Origin of the sequence: Terriglobus roseus (assembly GCF_900102185.1) — a bacterium.
GTDB lineage: Bacteria > Acidobacteriota > Terriglobia > Terriglobales > Acidobacteriaceae > Terriglobus > Terriglobus roseus_A.
Map to the genome: position 1 here is coordinate 1,619,470 of NZ_LT629690.1, position 15,542 is coordinate 1,635,011.

16 protein-coding genes are annotated in these 15,542 nt (G+C 57.2%); 9 read left to right on the forward strand and 7 right to left on the reverse strand.

The window, feature by feature from the left end; all coding sequences use genetic code 11:
* The 4 genes from BLT38_RS06875 (at position 1) to BLT38_RS06890 (ending at position 5,986) form a co-directional block, all read left to right on the forward strand.
* Complete coding sequence (locus BLT38_RS06875; protein WP_083344510.1) at positions 1–978, forward strand: phytoene/squalene synthase family protein; 978 nt, start codon at positions 1–3, stop codon at positions 976–978.
* Positions 975–2,360, forward strand: coding sequence for a hydroxysqualene dehydroxylase HpnE (gene hpnE / locus BLT38_RS06880; RefSeq protein WP_083344511.1), 1,386 nt, complete (start codon positions 975–977; stop codon positions 2,358–2,360). Before BLT38_RS06875 ends, hpnE begins: the two co-directional genes overlap by 4 nt.
* 141 nt (positions 2,361–2,501) lie before the next feature.
* Positions 2,502–4,712, forward strand: coding sequence for a DUF1800 domain-containing protein (locus BLT38_RS06885; RefSeq protein WP_083344512.1), 2,211 nt, complete (start codon positions 2,502–2,504; stop codon positions 4,710–4,712).
* Between the two features lie 26 nt (positions 4,713–4,738).
* Positions 4,739–5,986: a DUF1501 domain-containing protein gene (locus tag BLT38_RS06890; RefSeq protein WP_083344513.1), complete on the forward strand. Its 1,248-nt coding sequence runs from the start codon at positions 4,739–4,741 to the stop codon at positions 5,984–5,986.
* 320 nt (positions 5,987–6,306) lie between these two features.
* Here BLT38_RS06890 and BLT38_RS06895 read toward each other — a convergent pair whose 3' ends face one another.
* From BLT38_RS06895 to BLT38_RS06905, 3 genes are all read right to left on the reverse strand, one after another.
* Positions 6,307–6,729 carry a DoxX family protein gene (locus BLT38_RS06895; RefSeq protein ID WP_083344514.1) on the reverse strand — a complete coding sequence of 141 codons (423 nt, stop codon included), beginning with the start codon at positions 6,727–6,729 and terminating at the stop codon, positions 6,307–6,309.
* A 53-nt stretch (positions 6,730–6,782) separates the two neighbouring features.
* Entirely contained in the window at positions 6,783–7,565 is a 783-nt protein-coding gene (locus BLT38_RS06900; RefSeq protein ID WP_231966797.1) for a serine aminopeptidase domain-containing protein, read from the reverse strand.
* 669 nt (positions 7,566–8,234) lie between these two features.
* Complete coding sequence (locus BLT38_RS06905; protein ID WP_197674947.1) at positions 8,235–9,467, reverse strand: arylsulfatase; 1,233 nt, start codon at positions 9,465–9,467, stop codon at positions 8,235–8,237.
* Positions 9,468–9,594: 127 nt separating this feature from the next.
* Between BLT38_RS06905 and BLT38_RS06910 the strand changes: the two genes are divergently transcribed.
* On the forward strand, positions 9,595–9,903 hold the full coding sequence (locus tag BLT38_RS06910) for a Rieske (2Fe-2S) protein (protein ID WP_083344516.1): 309 nt from the start codon (positions 9,595–9,597) through the stop codon (positions 9,901–9,903).
* Positions 9,904–9,975: 72 nt separating this feature from the next.
* On the opposite strand, the gene lysS is transcribed toward BLT38_RS06910, so the two are convergent.
* The 3 genes from lysS to BLT38_RS06925 form a co-directional block, all read right to left on the reverse strand.
* Positions 9,976–11,724, reverse strand: a complete 1,749-nt coding sequence (lysS, locus tag BLT38_RS06915; protein WP_083346961.1) for a lysine--tRNA ligase — start codon at positions 11,722–11,724, stop codon at positions 9,976–9,978.
* 267 nt (positions 11,725–11,991) lie between these two features.
* A complete protein-coding gene (locus BLT38_RS06920; protein ID WP_156785042.1) occupies positions 11,992–12,195 on the reverse strand; it encodes a hypothetical protein in 204 nt (67 codons plus the stop codon).
* 60 nt (positions 12,196–12,255) lie between these two features.
* On the reverse strand, positions 12,256–12,612 hold the full coding sequence (locus BLT38_RS06925; RefSeq protein ID WP_083344517.1) for a hypothetical protein: 357 nt from the start codon (positions 12,610–12,612) through the stop codon (positions 12,256–12,258).
* Positions 12,613–12,722: 110 nt separating this feature from the next.
* On the opposite strand from BLT38_RS06925, the gene BLT38_RS06930 reads away from it, so the two are divergent.
* From BLT38_RS06930 to BLT38_RS06945, 4 genes are all read left to right on the forward strand, one after another.
* On the forward strand, positions 12,723–12,971 hold the full coding sequence (locus tag BLT38_RS06930) for an ATPase (protein WP_083344518.1): 249 nt from the start codon (positions 12,723–12,725) through the stop codon (positions 12,969–12,971).
* Positions 12,972–13,412 (forward strand): ATP synthase subunit I, encoded by a 441-nt coding sequence (locus BLT38_RS06935; protein ID WP_231966798.1) that lies wholly within the window; start codon positions 12,972–12,974, stop codon positions 13,410–13,412.
* Between the two features lie 47 nt (positions 13,413–13,459).
* Entirely contained in the window at positions 13,460–14,191 is a 732-nt protein-coding gene (gene atpB / locus BLT38_RS06940; RefSeq protein WP_083344519.1) for a F0F1 ATP synthase subunit A, read from the forward strand.
* 151 nt (positions 14,192–14,342) lie between these two features.
* Positions 14,343–14,648: an ATP synthase F0 subunit C gene (locus BLT38_RS06945; protein WP_083344520.1), complete on the forward strand. Its 306-nt coding sequence runs from the start codon at positions 14,343–14,345 to the stop codon at positions 14,646–14,648.
* 70 nt (positions 14,649–14,718) lie between these two features.
* Here BLT38_RS06945 and BLT38_RS06950 read toward each other — a convergent pair whose 3' ends face one another.
* A complete protein-coding gene (locus BLT38_RS06950; RefSeq protein ID WP_083344521.1) occupies positions 14,719–15,420 on the reverse strand; it encodes a phosphatase PAP2 family protein in 702 nt (233 codons plus the stop codon).
* Between the last annotated feature and the right edge of the window lie 122 nt (positions 15,421–15,542).

A 15,542-nucleotide genomic window follows, 5' to 3' on the forward strand; every position in this document is an offset into this window, starting at 1 on the left:
ATGCAGCGCACGGTACAGCTCGAGGCGGCGTATGCGGAGTGCTGCGCGATAGCCAAGCGGGAAGCGAAGAACTTCTACTATGGCTTTCTTGCGTTGCCAAAGCATAAGCGCGAGGCAATGTGCGCTGTCTATGCGTTTATGCGTCGCGCCGATGACATTAGCGACGATGAAAGTTTTTCGCTCGAAACACGCCGCATCCAAATGGCAGGATGGTTGGCCTCATGGAATGGATTTCGCAGTGCTTCCTTTCACGATGAGTCGCCAGTACTACCGGAAGACAAGCGCGATCATGCTGTCTTTCTAGCGGTCGCAGACGTGCAGCAGCGCTTTGGCGTATCAGACGAGCTGTTGGAGCAGCTTATTGCTGGCACAACCATGGACCTGAAGGCCGAGCCGCCGCAAGGTGTTGTTCGTCTGCAATTGGATGGGCGCACGGTGGATGTTTACGAGACCATGCAGGCATTGGAAGGTTACTGCTATCTGGTCGCGTCAGTTGTTGGTCTTACAACGATTCGCATCTTTGGCTATCGTGATCGCGTTGCAGACGAGTATGCGGAAAAGATCGGTCTTGCGTTTCAGCTAACGAATATCCTGCGCGATGTGAAGGAAGATGCAGAACGTGGCCGCGTGTATCTTCCGGAAGATCTGTTGGCGAAGCATCAATTGACGCCGCAGGATGTTCTCACAGCGTCTGCCAGTGGCACGATGCGTCCTGAGTTACGTGCACTGCTGGCCGAAGTGGGCGCTCGTGCAGAGAAGTACTATGCCGCAACGGAGGATCTGATTCCGCTACTTGATCGCGATAGCCGGCCAGCCATGCGAGTGCTCACTTCGATCTATCATCTGCTTTTAAAGGAAATCGTCGCGCACAACTATGACGTGCTGCAGCAGCGAGTGAGCGTATCCACTGGGCGCAAGCTGCGTGTGCTGGCGGGCGGTATGGTGCGTGCGCTACTTGCTCGTGGAGGAACGGCGTGAGTGTCGCGTCGTTTGACGTTGTTGTTGTCGGTGCAGGATTGGCGGGTCTTGCCGCAGCATCTTCTTTGTCTGCTGCAGGTGCCTCAGTGCTCATCCTGGAGCGAAAGCCCTTCGTTGGCGGTCGTGCGTATTCCTATGAGCATCCGACTCTGCACGAAGAAATTGATTGCCAGCATGTGCTGCTGGGATGCTGCACCAATCTGATTGATCTTTGTGTGAAATCCGGCGTTGCAGATCGCATCCGTTGGTATGACGAACTAACCTTTCTACAGCCAGGAAATGCGCCGCGTACACGATTGAAGCCGGGTGGTATGCCTGCGCCTTTTCATACTTCGTTTGATTTCTTGCGTGCCCCCATGTTGTCCATGAGAGACAAGATCGCGATTGCACGCGGACTGATGGAGTTTCTGCGCGGCTATCCGCAGAACGATAACGAGAGTTTTGCCACATGGTTGAAGCGCACCGGACAGACGGAAGGTGCGATCAAGCATCTTTGGGAACCGGTCATTGTTGGAGCGTTAAACGATAGTTTTGAAAACTGTTCAACGAAGTACGCGGGCCAGGTCTTTCACGAATCGTTTTTGAAATCAGCAGAAGGCGGGCGTCTCGGAATTCCAACTCTGCCGCTGTCGCAGTTCTATAGTTACGTGGCGGAGCAGTGTGTGCGGCAAGGCGCGGAGCTTCGCCTGTCGCAGTCAGTAACGGCGCTGAACCGAGATGGTGATGCGTGGCGTGTTAGTACCTCCGAAGGTGACTTCGCTGCGCACAACGTGATTCTGGCAACCAACTTCCATCAAACGGGCAGCCTGTTGCCACAGACGAATCTCGCATTTCAGAACTTCAAGAATGCCCCCATCACAACGGTTCACCTGTGGTTTGATCGCCAGATTACGGAGTTGGACCATGCCGTGTTGTTGGATACCGGCATCCAATGGCTCTTTCATAAGTCGCGCATTCGTGGCTGGGCAGAGGAACGCGGAAGCTATTGCGAACTGGTAATCTCCGCATCATTTGAGCAGCTTCATCAAACGCGTGAGGCCATCTTTTCCAACGCGCTTCGTGAACTTGCAATGTTCTTCCCGGCGGTGAATGAAGCCAAGTTGGTGAAGAGCGGCATCTTGAAAGAAGCGCGCGCCACCTTCTCCGTCACGCCGGGGCTCGATGCGTATCGTCCAAAGCAGGAAACCGGCGTTCCCGGCCTGTTCCTTGCGGGAGACTGGACCGCGACAGGATGGCCTTCCACCATGGAAGGCGCCGTACGCAGCGGGCGGCTGGCGGCAGAAGCATTGAGCCGTTCCGCCGGTCAGAATCTACGGTTCTTCGCGCAGGAACCACAGGCGGCCGGGCTGATGAAATGGATCGCCCCCGCCAGTAAGTTATAGGCTGCATGTGTCTTAGCTGTGTAGCCAGGGATTGGCGCACAGATCTCTCGCAAAGTTTCACTTTTCCGCGCAACAATCATTAGAACAGGTGGGTCAGTAGAGATATGGCGAGCCTGCGTGCTTGTCGGAGGTAATCACCCGATGCGTGCCTCGAACGCTTTCCGTGCTGGTCTTTCTGCGGTTCTCTGTGGCACCTTAGCGGCGCCGGCTATGCCAGCGGCGCCGCGAATGGACCCGGTGCGACCTCTGGATAAGAACGCACGTGCCGAGTTGATGCTGCAACGCTTTACCTTCGGCCCCACAGCATCCGATCTGCAAAACATTCGCAGCATAGGCATTGAGGCATGGTTTCAGCAACAACTGAATCCGCAGAACATTTCTGACACAAGCTTTGAAACACGTATGGATGTCTACCCTGCATTGCGCATGACTCAGGCGGAACGGCTCCAACGGTATCCAGAACCTGCGACGATCAGAGTGCTTGCGCGTAGCGGAAGGCTGCCTGCTGATCCCGAACTGCGAGCGATTGTTAGCGATCAGGTGGAGTTCTATCAGATGGTGCAGGACAATAAAGCCGCCAAGGGGCAGCAGGCTGCTAACAGCATGGCTGCTTCTATGATGAGCGGCGCGGTCGAAAAGCCTATGCAGCAAAGTGCTGCGCAAGCTCAGGCTCAAGCTGCGGTCGCCAATCTGGAACAGACCACACCTGCGATGGAAAAGCCGCAGGTAGATTCCATTCTGTCTCTTCCCCCGAATGACCGTTACATGGAACTACTGCACATGCCGCCAGCAGAGTTGATTGCGTTGCGCAAGGGAGCACGCGGTCCTCTGGAGGCAAAGTTGGTGGATGGCATGTCGCCTCTTCAGAAGGAAACGCTTCTGGCTCTTTCGGGAACCAATCGCATGATCAATGCGGAGACCCAAGGCGCGCGTTTGTTACGCGATATCTATTCGCAGAGGCAACTAGAAGCTGTAATGACCGACTTCTGGCTGAACCACTTCAACATCTTCAGTGGTAAGGATGGTCAGGAGCCTTCACTCATCCCGCAGTACGAACAAACGGTTCGCGATCATGCGTTGGGTCATTTTGAAGATCTGCTGGTGGCGACAGCACAAAGCCCTGCGATGCTTCGTTACTTGGATAACGCCACCAGCACGGGTCCAAATTCGTTGGCCGCACAGCGGGAGCGCCGCAATCCAAAGAACAAAGCGAACTCTGGCTTGAATGAGAATTACGCACGCGAACTCATGGAGCTGCACACGCTTGGTGTGAACGGTGGCTACACGCAAAAAGACGTTACGGAAGTTGCGAAAGTGTTCACCGGCTGGACGCTGGAACGTCCTTACGACGGCGGCGACTACTCCTTCAATCCGAATCGTCATGAGCCTGGCAATAAGACAGTGCTGGGTAAAACGATCAAGTCGGGCGGCGAGGACGAAGGCCGTGACGTACTTCATCTGCTGGCCACGAGCCCGGCGACAGCACACTTTATCAGCGTAGAAATAGCGCAAAGATTTGTAAGTGATGCGCCGGCGAAAGCAATGGTGGATCGCATGGCGCAGACGTTCTTGAAATCCGATGGCGATATCAAAGCTGTGTTGTTGACCATGGTGCATTCACCGGAGTTCTTCACCACAGCAACTGTGAATGCGAAGTTGAAGACGCCGCTGGAGTATGTGACAAGTGCCGTGCGCGTGAGTGGTGCAGAAGTGACAAATCCGTTGCCACTAGTGCAATCACTACAGCAGCTTGGTATGCCGTTGTATGGCTGCATGCCACCCACTGGTTACAAGTGGGACGAAGAGACATGGTTGAGTTCTTCTGCATTGATCAATCGCATGAACTTCTCATTGGCTCTTGCGACGAACCGCATTGGTGGTGTGAACGTAGATTGGACGCCCGTGCTCACAGCTTCAGGTGAAGCGCTGATGCATCCTGTTGCTATGACTTCAACTACATCATCTGATCCAGATGCGATGCGCAAGGAATCGTTGTTGGAAGCGAAGTTGTTTGAAGTTCCAGTGAGTGCCCAGACACGTTCTGCCGTTATCTCTCAGGGGAACGACAACGTAGCGGCTCAGGCTTCGCAGCAGTTCTCACAAACGAACAACGGTCGCGTGCTCACGCAAGCAGAGAAAGATGCGCAGCAACAGGACAAGTTGGACGAAATGATGACGGCGCGTCGGAATGGTATGCAGCCTGCGAAGACAGCAGGCGGAGTAAAGGGACAAGCAGTTGTGCAGCGCGGTCTTGGTGCAACACCGGCAAAGATGGGGCCACCGCCTACAGATAGACAGGCTGCAGCAATGGCTGGGCTTCTCCTTGGCTCTCCTGAATTTCAGCGGCGGTAATAGGGATCGCGAAACGAGGTAACGCAATGTTTTCACGGCGGGCATTTGTAAAGAACGGCGCTCTTGCACTGGTGGGTACTGCAACCGTTCCGCAGTTCCTGGTGCGTTCCGTTATGGCAGAACAGGCTGCTGCACAGGCTAATGGAAAGAAGCTGGTGGTGCTGTTCCAACGTGGTGCAGCGGATGGCCTGAACATCGTGGTGCCGTATCGCGAGAAGAACTACTACGCGATGCGTCCGAACATTGCGATTCAACCGAACGAAGTGTTGGATCTGGATGGTCAGTTTGGATTACACCCCGCCATGGCTCCGCTGTTGCCGCTGTATCAGAAGGGACATCTTGCGGTGGTGCATGCAGTGGGTTCACCGGATACAACACGGTCGCACTTCGATGCCCAGGACTACATGGAGAGCGGCACACCTGGCATCAAGAGCACGCAGGATGGATGGTTGAACCGTGCGTTGCAGGCCGAGCACATTGATCCTAAGGTGGCTACGGCATTCCGTGCGGTGGCGCTCGGTACACAGGTGCCTCGTACGTTGCAGGGACGTTTGCCTGCGGTGGCTGTGTCGAACGTGGCTAACTTCTCGGTAGGGAATAGTCAGGGAGCGCAAGCGGCGGCTGTGTCGAATGCCTTCCAAGAGATGTATGCCGGAACGCACGACCGGATTCTGAGTGGTGAGGGGCAGGAGACGTTTGAGGCAGTGCGAATGCTGAAGGCCACTGATCCAGCGCACTATCAACCTGCGAATGGCGTTGTGTATCCGAACACTGCCTTTGCCAACAGCCTGAAGCAGGTGGCGCAGCTGATGAAGGCCAACCTAGGCGTGGAAGCGGCGTTTGCCGACATCAATGACTGGGACACGCATCAGGCTCAGGGAGCGGTGCAGGGAAGGCTTGCCAACCGCCTGAGGGAGTTCAGTGAGGCGATTGCGTGCTTCTGGAATGACATGGGGCAGGATGCCGAACACATCACGCTGGTGACCATGAGTGAGTTTGGTCGTACTGCTCGGCAGAACGGCACAGGCGGTACAGATCATGGACATGGCAACGTGATGTTTGTGCTTGGTGGCACGATTCGTGGTGGCAAGGTTTACGGTGAATGGCCAGGATTGGAAGAGCACCAGTTGAATGAGGGACGCGATCTGGCGATCACAACCGACTTCCGGCAGGTATTGGCCGAAGCGACGCAGCATGCGTTGGGAACGCGCGATCTTTCCCAGGTATTTCCAGGCGCCAAACTGGGACAGGATCAGTATCTACAGTTCGTTTAAGGATGGTTACAAAGCAGGATGTTTGCTGGTGGAAATATCGTCGTCTGATATGTCACGACGTATTCACTTAGGTTCCTGTAAAAGCGTATAAATAGCCGCGCAACCTTTAGTCGAATTTTGCGTCTTATTGGTTGTAGTCGGCAGTTAGCCGGGGTCACCCTCTACGACGCCGGTTTCACCTATCCGCAACAAATCTTCCCACCTTTTATGTAAGGCTCCCAGAGTATCGGGAGCCTTCACTTCTTGTGGCGTATGTGTGGGTGGCATGGGGTGGTGCGTGATGTGGGTGTCGTTAACGTGCCTATGGTGTCAAGTGGGTGCTACTCGAGGCCGAGGCGGCGGTCGAGGGAGAGCATGCCCGCACCGAAGGCGGTGGCGATGAGTGCCAGTACTCCGATGGCGAGCGGGTACTTGGAGGCGTCGTATGCCGGGTATGTGACCTTGGCGATGCCGACGATGAGGGTGATAGTAGTCAGCGCGCCGAAGAGGCGGGTCAGCAGGCCCAGCAGGATGCAGAAGCCACCCAGGAACTCAGACAGTGCGGAGACCGTGCCGAGCCATGCAGGCATGCCCAGCGTCATCACGTAATGGTTCCACTTCTCGATGGCGGAGAAGAGGTTGTTGCCGTGCAGACCGCCGTGCGGAATGACCTTATGCCAGCTTGCCGAGATGAGCGCCGCGCCCAGAACGAGGCGCAGGACAAGCAAGGCAAAGGGTTGCAGACGGTCGAAGAATCGGCCCATGAAAACACACCTCTCAAAGTCAGGCTAAGGTGTTTTCGCTGTGTTTCTTGCAGCTATTTCGTTGTGGGTGCCAACACCGGCACGGGGCCACCGGGTAGGGTGCTGTCCAGGAAGCGGGCTAATGCAGCCTTCTCCACGGCGGCGTCGTGGGTGGGTACCTCGACCGTTAGCTTGGGGTCGGCGGCGCCCTGGTAGATGGCGGTGCGGGCCTTATCCAATGGGCCTACGGTGTAGAGCAGCTTGGGTGCAGCCAGGTGCTTCAGGCCGTCGAGCGGGAAGCCGTCGTGGAAGACCACGCTCATCGGGTAGAGCAGGACTCGGGCATCGGCGCGGACACGGGTTTCTACGGATGGGTCGGCGTTGTAGGCGATCAGGCCTGCGCCGGGACCGTAGCTCTGGAGCAGTTGCGTACCGATGGAGGCTCCGATGCCGCTGCCGAAGACCAGTATGTGGTTGGGCTGGATGTGGCGCGTTCCGGTGAGGTATTCCCAGGCGGAGACGGCGTCCGCCAGCATGCGCTCCTGGCTGGGATGCGGACGCTGCGCGCTGTTGCCGTAGCCGCGGTAGTCAAAGGCCAGGACGTTGAGGCCGAGGTCGCGCAGGGCGGCGATCTGTGTGCCGTCGGCGGCGTCAAGCTGGCCGTCGGCTCCACGGAGGTAGATGACAGCGTAGGAGGCGCGTGGCGATTCGTCGTTCGCGGTGATCCATTCACCGGAGAGCTGCGGCTGGCCGCTGGTATCAGGGCCGAAGCGGAGCTTCTCGGAGGCTAATCCGGTGCCTCCGTTGGCGTTACGTGTGGGATGAAGGACAAGCTGCCATGCACCCATGTAGATCATTGCGCCCATTGCCAGATAGGCACAGACGAAGGCCGCGCCAATGGTGAGGCCGAGCATCTTGAGGAGCCAACGCGGATCGATAACCTGGACGGTTTTGGGTGGGTTCTGCTGCTTTTTCTTCGACTTCGCCATTCGTTTCCCATGGTATCGCGTGGGTACCCCCCTCCCCCCTGTTTTCGTAAAATCGTCTTTCTATTGGGTTTACGTTTTCAGTGGCTGTAAAATCGTCAGCCCATTGGGGTTAGGGGCAAAATCGTCTTTCTAAACGAGTTAGGGCCGCGCTAAAGCGCAGCCCTTTTCTCTCTGTTTCTATTTTAGTGGTTTATGGGAAATACCATGCCAACTGTATTTCTTTTGGTTTGTTGGAGTTGGGTGGTTGTGGGGCTTGACAGCGTTTCGAGTCTTAGCGTTTTTGCCTGATATTGTCTTTGTTCATTTCGGAGGGACATAAGGATCAGGCGTCCCCATTCTGATGGGTGGGTATTGTTTTAAGCTTTGCTCCCATTCCGCAAGGATTTTGGTTAACGGGATACCGACCCAGGAAACTTTGGCTCCGACGTCGTGCTCCTCTTTGAGGTCAGTGAGGAGATTGATGATTTTTGGCTCAGGAAGCGTAATGGGCGGATCGTACATGCGCTCCTGCCAGATGAGGTGGATCTTCCAGTTGCGCTACTTGACTGCGGTGAGGCGATCGGCGACGTAGGCGGGGAAGCCTTCGCGGTTTGAGTTCTCCTGCTTGCCAAGGAAGAAGTCGAGTTGGTCGATGCCGTCGATGGGACGGTCTTTGGGGACATCGGCACCGGCTACGCGGGCGAGTGTGGGGTACATATCCACGATGTGAACGATCTCATTCGACACCCGTCCTGAAGGAATATGACCCGGCCAACGAATGATGAAGGGCGCGCGCAGTGAAGCTTCCATTGCTGTGAAGTAGGTGCCGCGCCATGGGCCGGGGTCGCCCTGCCATGGCTCCGTACCTTCGGGGCCGTTGTCGCTGGCGAAGACGACAATCGTGTTGTTCTCAATGCCTGCATCGTGGATGGCGTCGAGGATTTGTCCTGTGCGGTAGTCCATTTCAGCCAACGTATCCGCCCAGTCGCCGTTGCCGGTTTTTCCGGCGAACTCGGGATTGGGGATGACTGGCATGTGAACCATGGATGAGGAGATGTACGCGTAGAACGGCTTGTGTTCAGCCGCGTTGCGTTTGATAAAGGCAACGGCGTGGTTGGTGATTTCAGCTTCCATGGTGCGGCGGGTATCGAGTGTGAGTTCGCCGACCTTCTTTGCTGGTTCACCTTTCCGTGCGTCGTAGATGGGTTCGAGCGGAGCGATCTTCGAATCCCATCCCTGCTTGTTGCCTAGGGATGGCCACATGCCCCGTGTCTCATTCTGTGCGGGCCACATGGCTTCGTCGTAGGTGCGAGGGATGCCGTACCACTCGTCGAAACCCTGATGTGTGGGCAGACGTGTCTCGTCGCTGCCAAGGTGCCATTTGCCCCACATTCCGGTGGCATAGCCTTTGGCGGAGAGCAATTCTGCGATGGTGATCTCCCACAGGGTGAGGCCGTCGGCCTGACCTCCAACCGGTACGGCGTATGTGCCCGAACGGATGGAGAAGCGGCCGGTCATGAGCGCAGAGCGAGAAGGAGTGCATTGGGCTTCGACGTTAAAGTTGAGCAGCCGCGTACCTTCGCTTGCTAACTTGTCGATGCGTGGTGTGGGCGCGCCACGGAGAATGCCACCTCCGTAGACACCGAGTTCTCCATAGCCAAGATTGTCGACGAGGATGAAGACGATGTTCGGCTTTGCGGCGGGTGATTGCGCGTTGAGTGTGAAGCAGGACAGCAGGCACGCAAGGGCCGCACAAACATGCAGAATTCTGTGTCGTAGAGGCGGGTGCATGGTCACTCCGACGTGTCTCTGAAATTTTGGAGCGAGTCTTGTGATGGTGCACCTGATAGATATGACAGCTTGTATGGTCTCTTCGGCTTGGCATCCGGCTTCGCTAGGATGGAGGTAGGAGTATTGGATGGCGCAGTGGGTTCGTTTGTGTGCGGCGGGAGATGTGCCGCAGCCGGGTAAGGTGGGGCAATACGAGGCGCAGGGTGTGGATGTTTGTCTTGCGAATATTGGCGGAGAGCTGCATGCCATGGATAACTGGTGCCCGCATCGGCGCGGACCTCTTGGAGAAGGCTGGGTGGAAGGGGATCGCGTGGTCTGTCCCTGGCATGCCTGGGGTTTTGAGGTGACCACCGGAAATTGCCCCGAAGAGAAGGGGCATGTGGATGTGTTTCCTGTTCGCGTGGATGGGGATGAAGTGTTAGTGGATATCGCTTAGAGATTCGGCGAGTTTGAAATGCAGAAACGGCCTCTTGCGAGGCCGTTTCTTATTGTTTGGTTTTGTTGGTTGTTATTTGGTGTCTTCCTTGTCCTGCGCTTTCTTTGAGGGGCGTAGGAGGGGGAAGAGGATGACGTCGCGGATGGAGCGCGAGCCGGTTAGAAGCATGGTGAGGCGGTCGATGCCGATGCCTTCGCCGCCGGTGGGGGGCAGACCGTAGCGGAGGGCTTTTACGTAGTCCTCGTCCATGTCGTTGGCTTCTTCGTCGCCTGCGTTCTTCTGGGTCATCTGATCTTCGAAGCGGCGTAGCTGGTCTTCTGAGTCGTTCAACTCGGAGAAGGCGTTGCCGATTTCAAAGCCGCCGATGTAGAACTCGAAACGTTCGGTCCAGTCTTCGTCATTTGGTTTCACCTTGCTTAATGGCGAAACCGCGAGTGGAAAGTCGTAGATAATGTGCGGTTGAACGAGATGCTCTTCGGCAACGGCTTCAAAGATCGCAGCGATATGCTTGCCGATATTGCCGCCGGAAACCGATACCGTTTTCGATTCCGCGATAGCATGCCGAAGATTTTTCAGCTTCTGTGTGTCCAAGGTTGCGTCGCTGGGGAATTGGACGTTCTCTACGAAATAAAGGAACCTAGCTGCGTTATCTAGATCGATGTTTTGAATCGCTGGAGTCGCTTCTGCCGGCCAATACTTAACAATCGCCTCTCGCATTGATAGGCGGGTCCACTTGCCGAGGTCGATCTGGACCATTTCGCCTGCGCGTGGGCCCTTTGGTAGAGGGAAGTCGACTACGGTGGTGCCGTTCACTTCGTTGGCTACGAAGGTGACGATCTCTTCCGTGAGGTTCATCAGGTCGTGGTAGTTGGCGTAGGCCTGGTAGAACTCCAGCATGGTGAATTCGGGGTTGTGCTGGGTGCTGATGCCTTCGTTGCGGAAGTTGCGATTGATCTCGTAGACGCGGTCCATGCCGCCGACCACGAGGCGCTTGAGATAGAGTTCCGGCGCGATGCGCAGGAAGAGTTCCATGTCGAGCGTGTTGTGGTGCGTGACGAAGGGACGTGCTGCTGCGCCGCCTGCGACGGGCTGCATCATGGGCGTTTCGACTTCGAGGTAGCCGCGGTCGTCGAAGAACTTGCGGAGTGCTTTGAGGACTTGTGCGCGCTTAACGAAGACTTCGCGTGCGGGGAGGCGCCTCATGCTGGCCGTTGCTGCGGCGATGGCTTCGGGGTTCTCGTTGTCCGTTACGGACTCTTCGGTGGCTGGTTCAGCGGCGTCTTCGCCGGTGTCCATGAAGAGATCGACGTAGCGCTGGCGGTAGCGCAGTTCGATGTCGGTGAGGCCGTGGAACTTGTCGGGCAGCGCGACCATGGCCTTCGAGAGGAAGGTGAGCGATTCAACGTGGACGGTGAGTTCGCCGGTGCGTGTGCGGAAGAGGAAGCCGGTGACGCCGATGTGGTCGCCGAGGTCGAGGAGTTTGTAGAGCTCGAATGCGGGTTCGCCGACGTCGTCTTTGCGGACGTAAATCTGGATGCGTGCACCGTTGTTCTGCAGAACTGCGAAGCCTGCCTTGCCCTGGCGGCGATGAGCCATCACCCGGCCTGCGATGGCGACGTGGGGCTTGTCGGCTTCGAGGAGTTCGCCTGTGGTGTCGGCGAAGGTACCGATGATCTGCGGCGCGGTGTGGGTGAAGGCGAAGCTGTTGGGGTAAGTGGCTTCGAGCCGCGACAAGCCTGCTTGTGCGCCTAATTCGGCGATCTTGTCGAGTTTTTCCTGGCGCTCTTTGAACAGGCGCTCTTCAAAGTCGGATGCGAACAACAACGGTGAGCCTCTTTCTCTACGAGGCTCAGTATAAATTCGTACCGTTCTCGACGCGCTCGGCGCGTGAACGAACTTCGTTCGTTTGAGCTTCGCGTTGCGAAGCTGGCCACATCTCATGATGCCCAGATGTGGGGCACCAGTTTCTGTAGTCAAAAGCACGACGCACTCGTGGCTTTGTCGAGTGCGTCGGGATGCTTCGTGTTGTATTCGAGTGACGGGCCGTTGAGGACACGCGCGGAGCGCGTCGAGGACCGCACGAAGTGTCTACGTTGCCTTGCGCTGGAAGCTGGTTTTCTTGAAACCAGCGGATGCGGACTTGCCGCCGCCAGCGTTGCCGTGGCTGAAGTTCTGCTTGCCGCCGCCGTTCTTCTGGGCTTCCAGCTTTTCGCGGAGGGCCTGCAGCTTCTGCGCCTTGGGGCCGAGGCCGGTGGCGCGGGGTGCGGTTGGTTTTGGTGTGTCAGTACTCATGGGAAACATCGTAGCGACGTATGAAGCGGGGTGCAACGTATGCCGCTACGACTTTTGGGGTTAGTAGGCGCCTTCGGCTCGACGGAAGCCACTGTTGTAGCCGCGGAGGTAGGCGTTGCGATAGGTGTCGCGGTAGACGGGGTAGGGGCCGAGGCGGCCGTCGTAGCCGGGAGTGGTGGCGTAGCGACGGTCGTATTGCGGGCGGTAGGCGGCGCGTTGGACGAGGTCTCGAGCGCCGTCGTGCTGGCCGTCGCGGAAGCCGTTTTGTTGGGCGATCTGGACGATGGGGCCGGGGCCGTATGTGGGCGGTGGAGGCGGAGCAACGGCGACGTAACGCGGCTGGCTGGCGCAGCCGGTGAGCGCGAGCATGGCGGCAAGGGCGAGGGAAACAGTGGTGGCAGTGCGAATGAGTGACATGCGAAACGCTCCTTTGCGTCACTGGTTAGGACACAAAGATTACGGAAGGTTGTGAGCAACTTTGCGCGTTGTGCGGGGTACGCGCGAGGCGTGATGTAATGGAGGTCGCGATGAGCGGAGACGGCAACATTCCGGGCAAACCGAAGGGCGCGCTGGGCGATCTGGTGAAAGCCGAAACCATGATCCAGCTTGCGCTGGCGCTGCCGATTGGCTGCGTGGTGGGCTGGCTGCTGGGGTCGTTGGTGGACCATCACTATGGCACTCGTTATGGCGGGATTGTGGGCATCGTGGTGGGGGCCGTTGGCGGGTTTATCAAGATCTTCCAGACCGCGCAGAAGTATATGAAGGACAACAACTAAGTGGAACCAACAGAGATTCCCGCGGGTTTTACGGACGCGGATGCGCGCGAAGTGATTGCGCGTGCGGTGAAGATTGTGGCCGTGATGGCGGCCGTGTGTGTGATTCCGGCGTGGGTTAAGGGCGGCTGGAAGTCGGCTTTGTTGCTGCTGATTGGCGCGGCGATTGCGGGCAGCGGATTGTGGGAGTGGCGGCGTTTGATGGCGGCGTTGACGGCGAAGATGGAGCCGCTGCCGGGCGAGCATATTGTGGGTGCTCGGAGGCCTTCGATCGGGTTCGCGCTGGTGGGGTTCTTTCTCCGTTTATTCGTCGTCGTGGCCGTTCTGTATGTTAGCCTTAAGTATCTGAATGGCTCCGCGCTGGCACTTGCAGCGGGTCTTGCGATGGGTGTAATTGCACTGACGATCGAAGGCTTGCGGCTGTTGCGTAGCGGTACGATTTAGGGGCTTCAGACAAAGTTTTCAAAGGCCCAGGCCGACAAGAAAGAATCATGCCGGAACAGCTCGTTTTCACTCGATTTTTGAATGCGCATTTCGCCGGTCCGGTGGATGCGCTGCTGCGTGCAGTGCACGTGAAGGTGGTCTTCCCCGAGGCCCCGATTTCAAATGCAGTTGCGATGGAGATCATCGTTGGACTGCTGCTGATTGCATACTTTGTGGCGGTGCGGGCCAGCCTGAGCGTGGACAAGCCGAATGGCATTGCTCACTCGGCTGAGATGGTGCACGAGTTTGTCTCCGGACAGGCTGAGAGCATTGTGGGCCACGGCTACGAAAAGTTTGTGGGCTACCTGTCAGTGCTGCTGCTGTTCATCCTGGTGATGAACCTGCTGGGACTGATTCCGGGACTGATGTCGCCTACGTCGAACCCGGTGGTGCCACTTGGCATTGCACTGGTGACGTTCATCTACTACCACTACCATGGCATCCGTTCGAACGGCGCTGGCTACATCAAGCAGTTCCTGGGACCGGTGTGGTGGCTGGCTCCGCTGATGTTCATCATCGAAATCGTTTCGCACTGCGCACGTGTTCTGTCGCTGACAGTTCGTCTTTACGCGAACATGTTTGCGGGTGACCTGGTGACGCTGGCGTTCTTCTCGCTGGTGCCGATCGGTGTGCCGCTGGTGTTCCTGGGACTTCACCTTGGTGTGTCGATCATTCAGGCGTATGTGTTCATGCTGCTATCGACGATTTATCTGAGCCTGGCTGTCAGCCACGAACACTAGAAACGAGCCTGCGTTGGCAGGTGACTAAGCTTGACGTCGATGGAGCAGTCTCCGCTATCGATGGGTTTCATCCGAATAAGCGTGAGGGGGTCAGCACGGTGAACCTCAACCACCAACTCATTCGGCACTTTGGAGATATTGGAGTACGACCATGAAGGTTATGAAGTACGTATTTATGACGCTGGCTACGCTGCTGATTGCATCGCCGGTGTTCGCGCAGACGGGTGCTGATGCATCGTCGAAGGGCCTGTTCTACATCGCTGCCGGTATCGGCATGGCTCTGGCTGCTGGTCTTTGCGGCCTGGCACAGGGCAAGGCGACCGCTTCGGCTGCTGAGGCTGTTGCTCGCAACCCCGGCGCACGTCCGGCAATCTTCACGTTCCTCATCCTCGGCCTGGCCTTCATCGAATCGCTGGCTCTGTTCACGTTCGTGATCATCTTCCTCAAGGTTGCGTAAGCAACCTGCCGCGATCGCGGTTTGGAAAAGCCCTCGCTTCGGCGAGGGCTTTTCTGTTTTCGAAGACGCGTTATTTCCTGCGAGGAACGTGGTGGTGGGCTCGGTAGACGTAATGGCCGATGAGCCAGCCCACGCTGGAACCGATGAGAACATCGGATGGAAAGTGTTGCTGACCGAGGACGCGGGTGAGGCTGACGCCGGTTGCCGCTGTGTAGATGCCGAGTTGCGCCCAGGGATTGTGATATTCGCCTGCGATGACCGCGGCGGATGACCATGCGATGACGCTATGGCCAGAGACAAAAGACGAATCCAGTTTGGATGGCGCGGAAAAGAAGTTGCCTCTTGCGTTGTCGATGTAGGGACGTTCGCGGAAGGTGACGACCTTAACGAGTTCACCCACGGCATACGCTTCCGCTAAGGCCTGGGAGGCGAGAATGCCGGTTTCGCGAGAGCGTTCGTCGCCTTTGATCTTGCCCCATGCGTACATGCCAACAGGTGTGGCGATGGAGGTGTACAGCAGACCGTCGGATACGTTGACGGCGGTTTGATTTAGAGAGGGGTTGCTACTGACGACATTGCGCATGGTGTGCGTGTCGGTGGCGAAGGCTGCACCGGATGCGCCTGCGAGTGGGAGTAGCCACGCCAGGTCACGGGTGCGGATGTAAGCGGGAGAAGTGAAGATGTGCACAGCATCAGAGGCCATGCTTTTCGGGAGACCGAGGAGTGTGACCTCAGGGTGGGGTTGGTCTTCGAGGGGGATATGCTCGGACATTTGTCCCTGCTGCGACTGCGGCGCGGAGTACAAGGGCGCATCCGGGAGTGCCGGACCAGACTGCGCGTATGCGCCTAAGGCCGCAGTGAAAAGGGCGAGGGAACAGGAGGAAGAAACGAAGG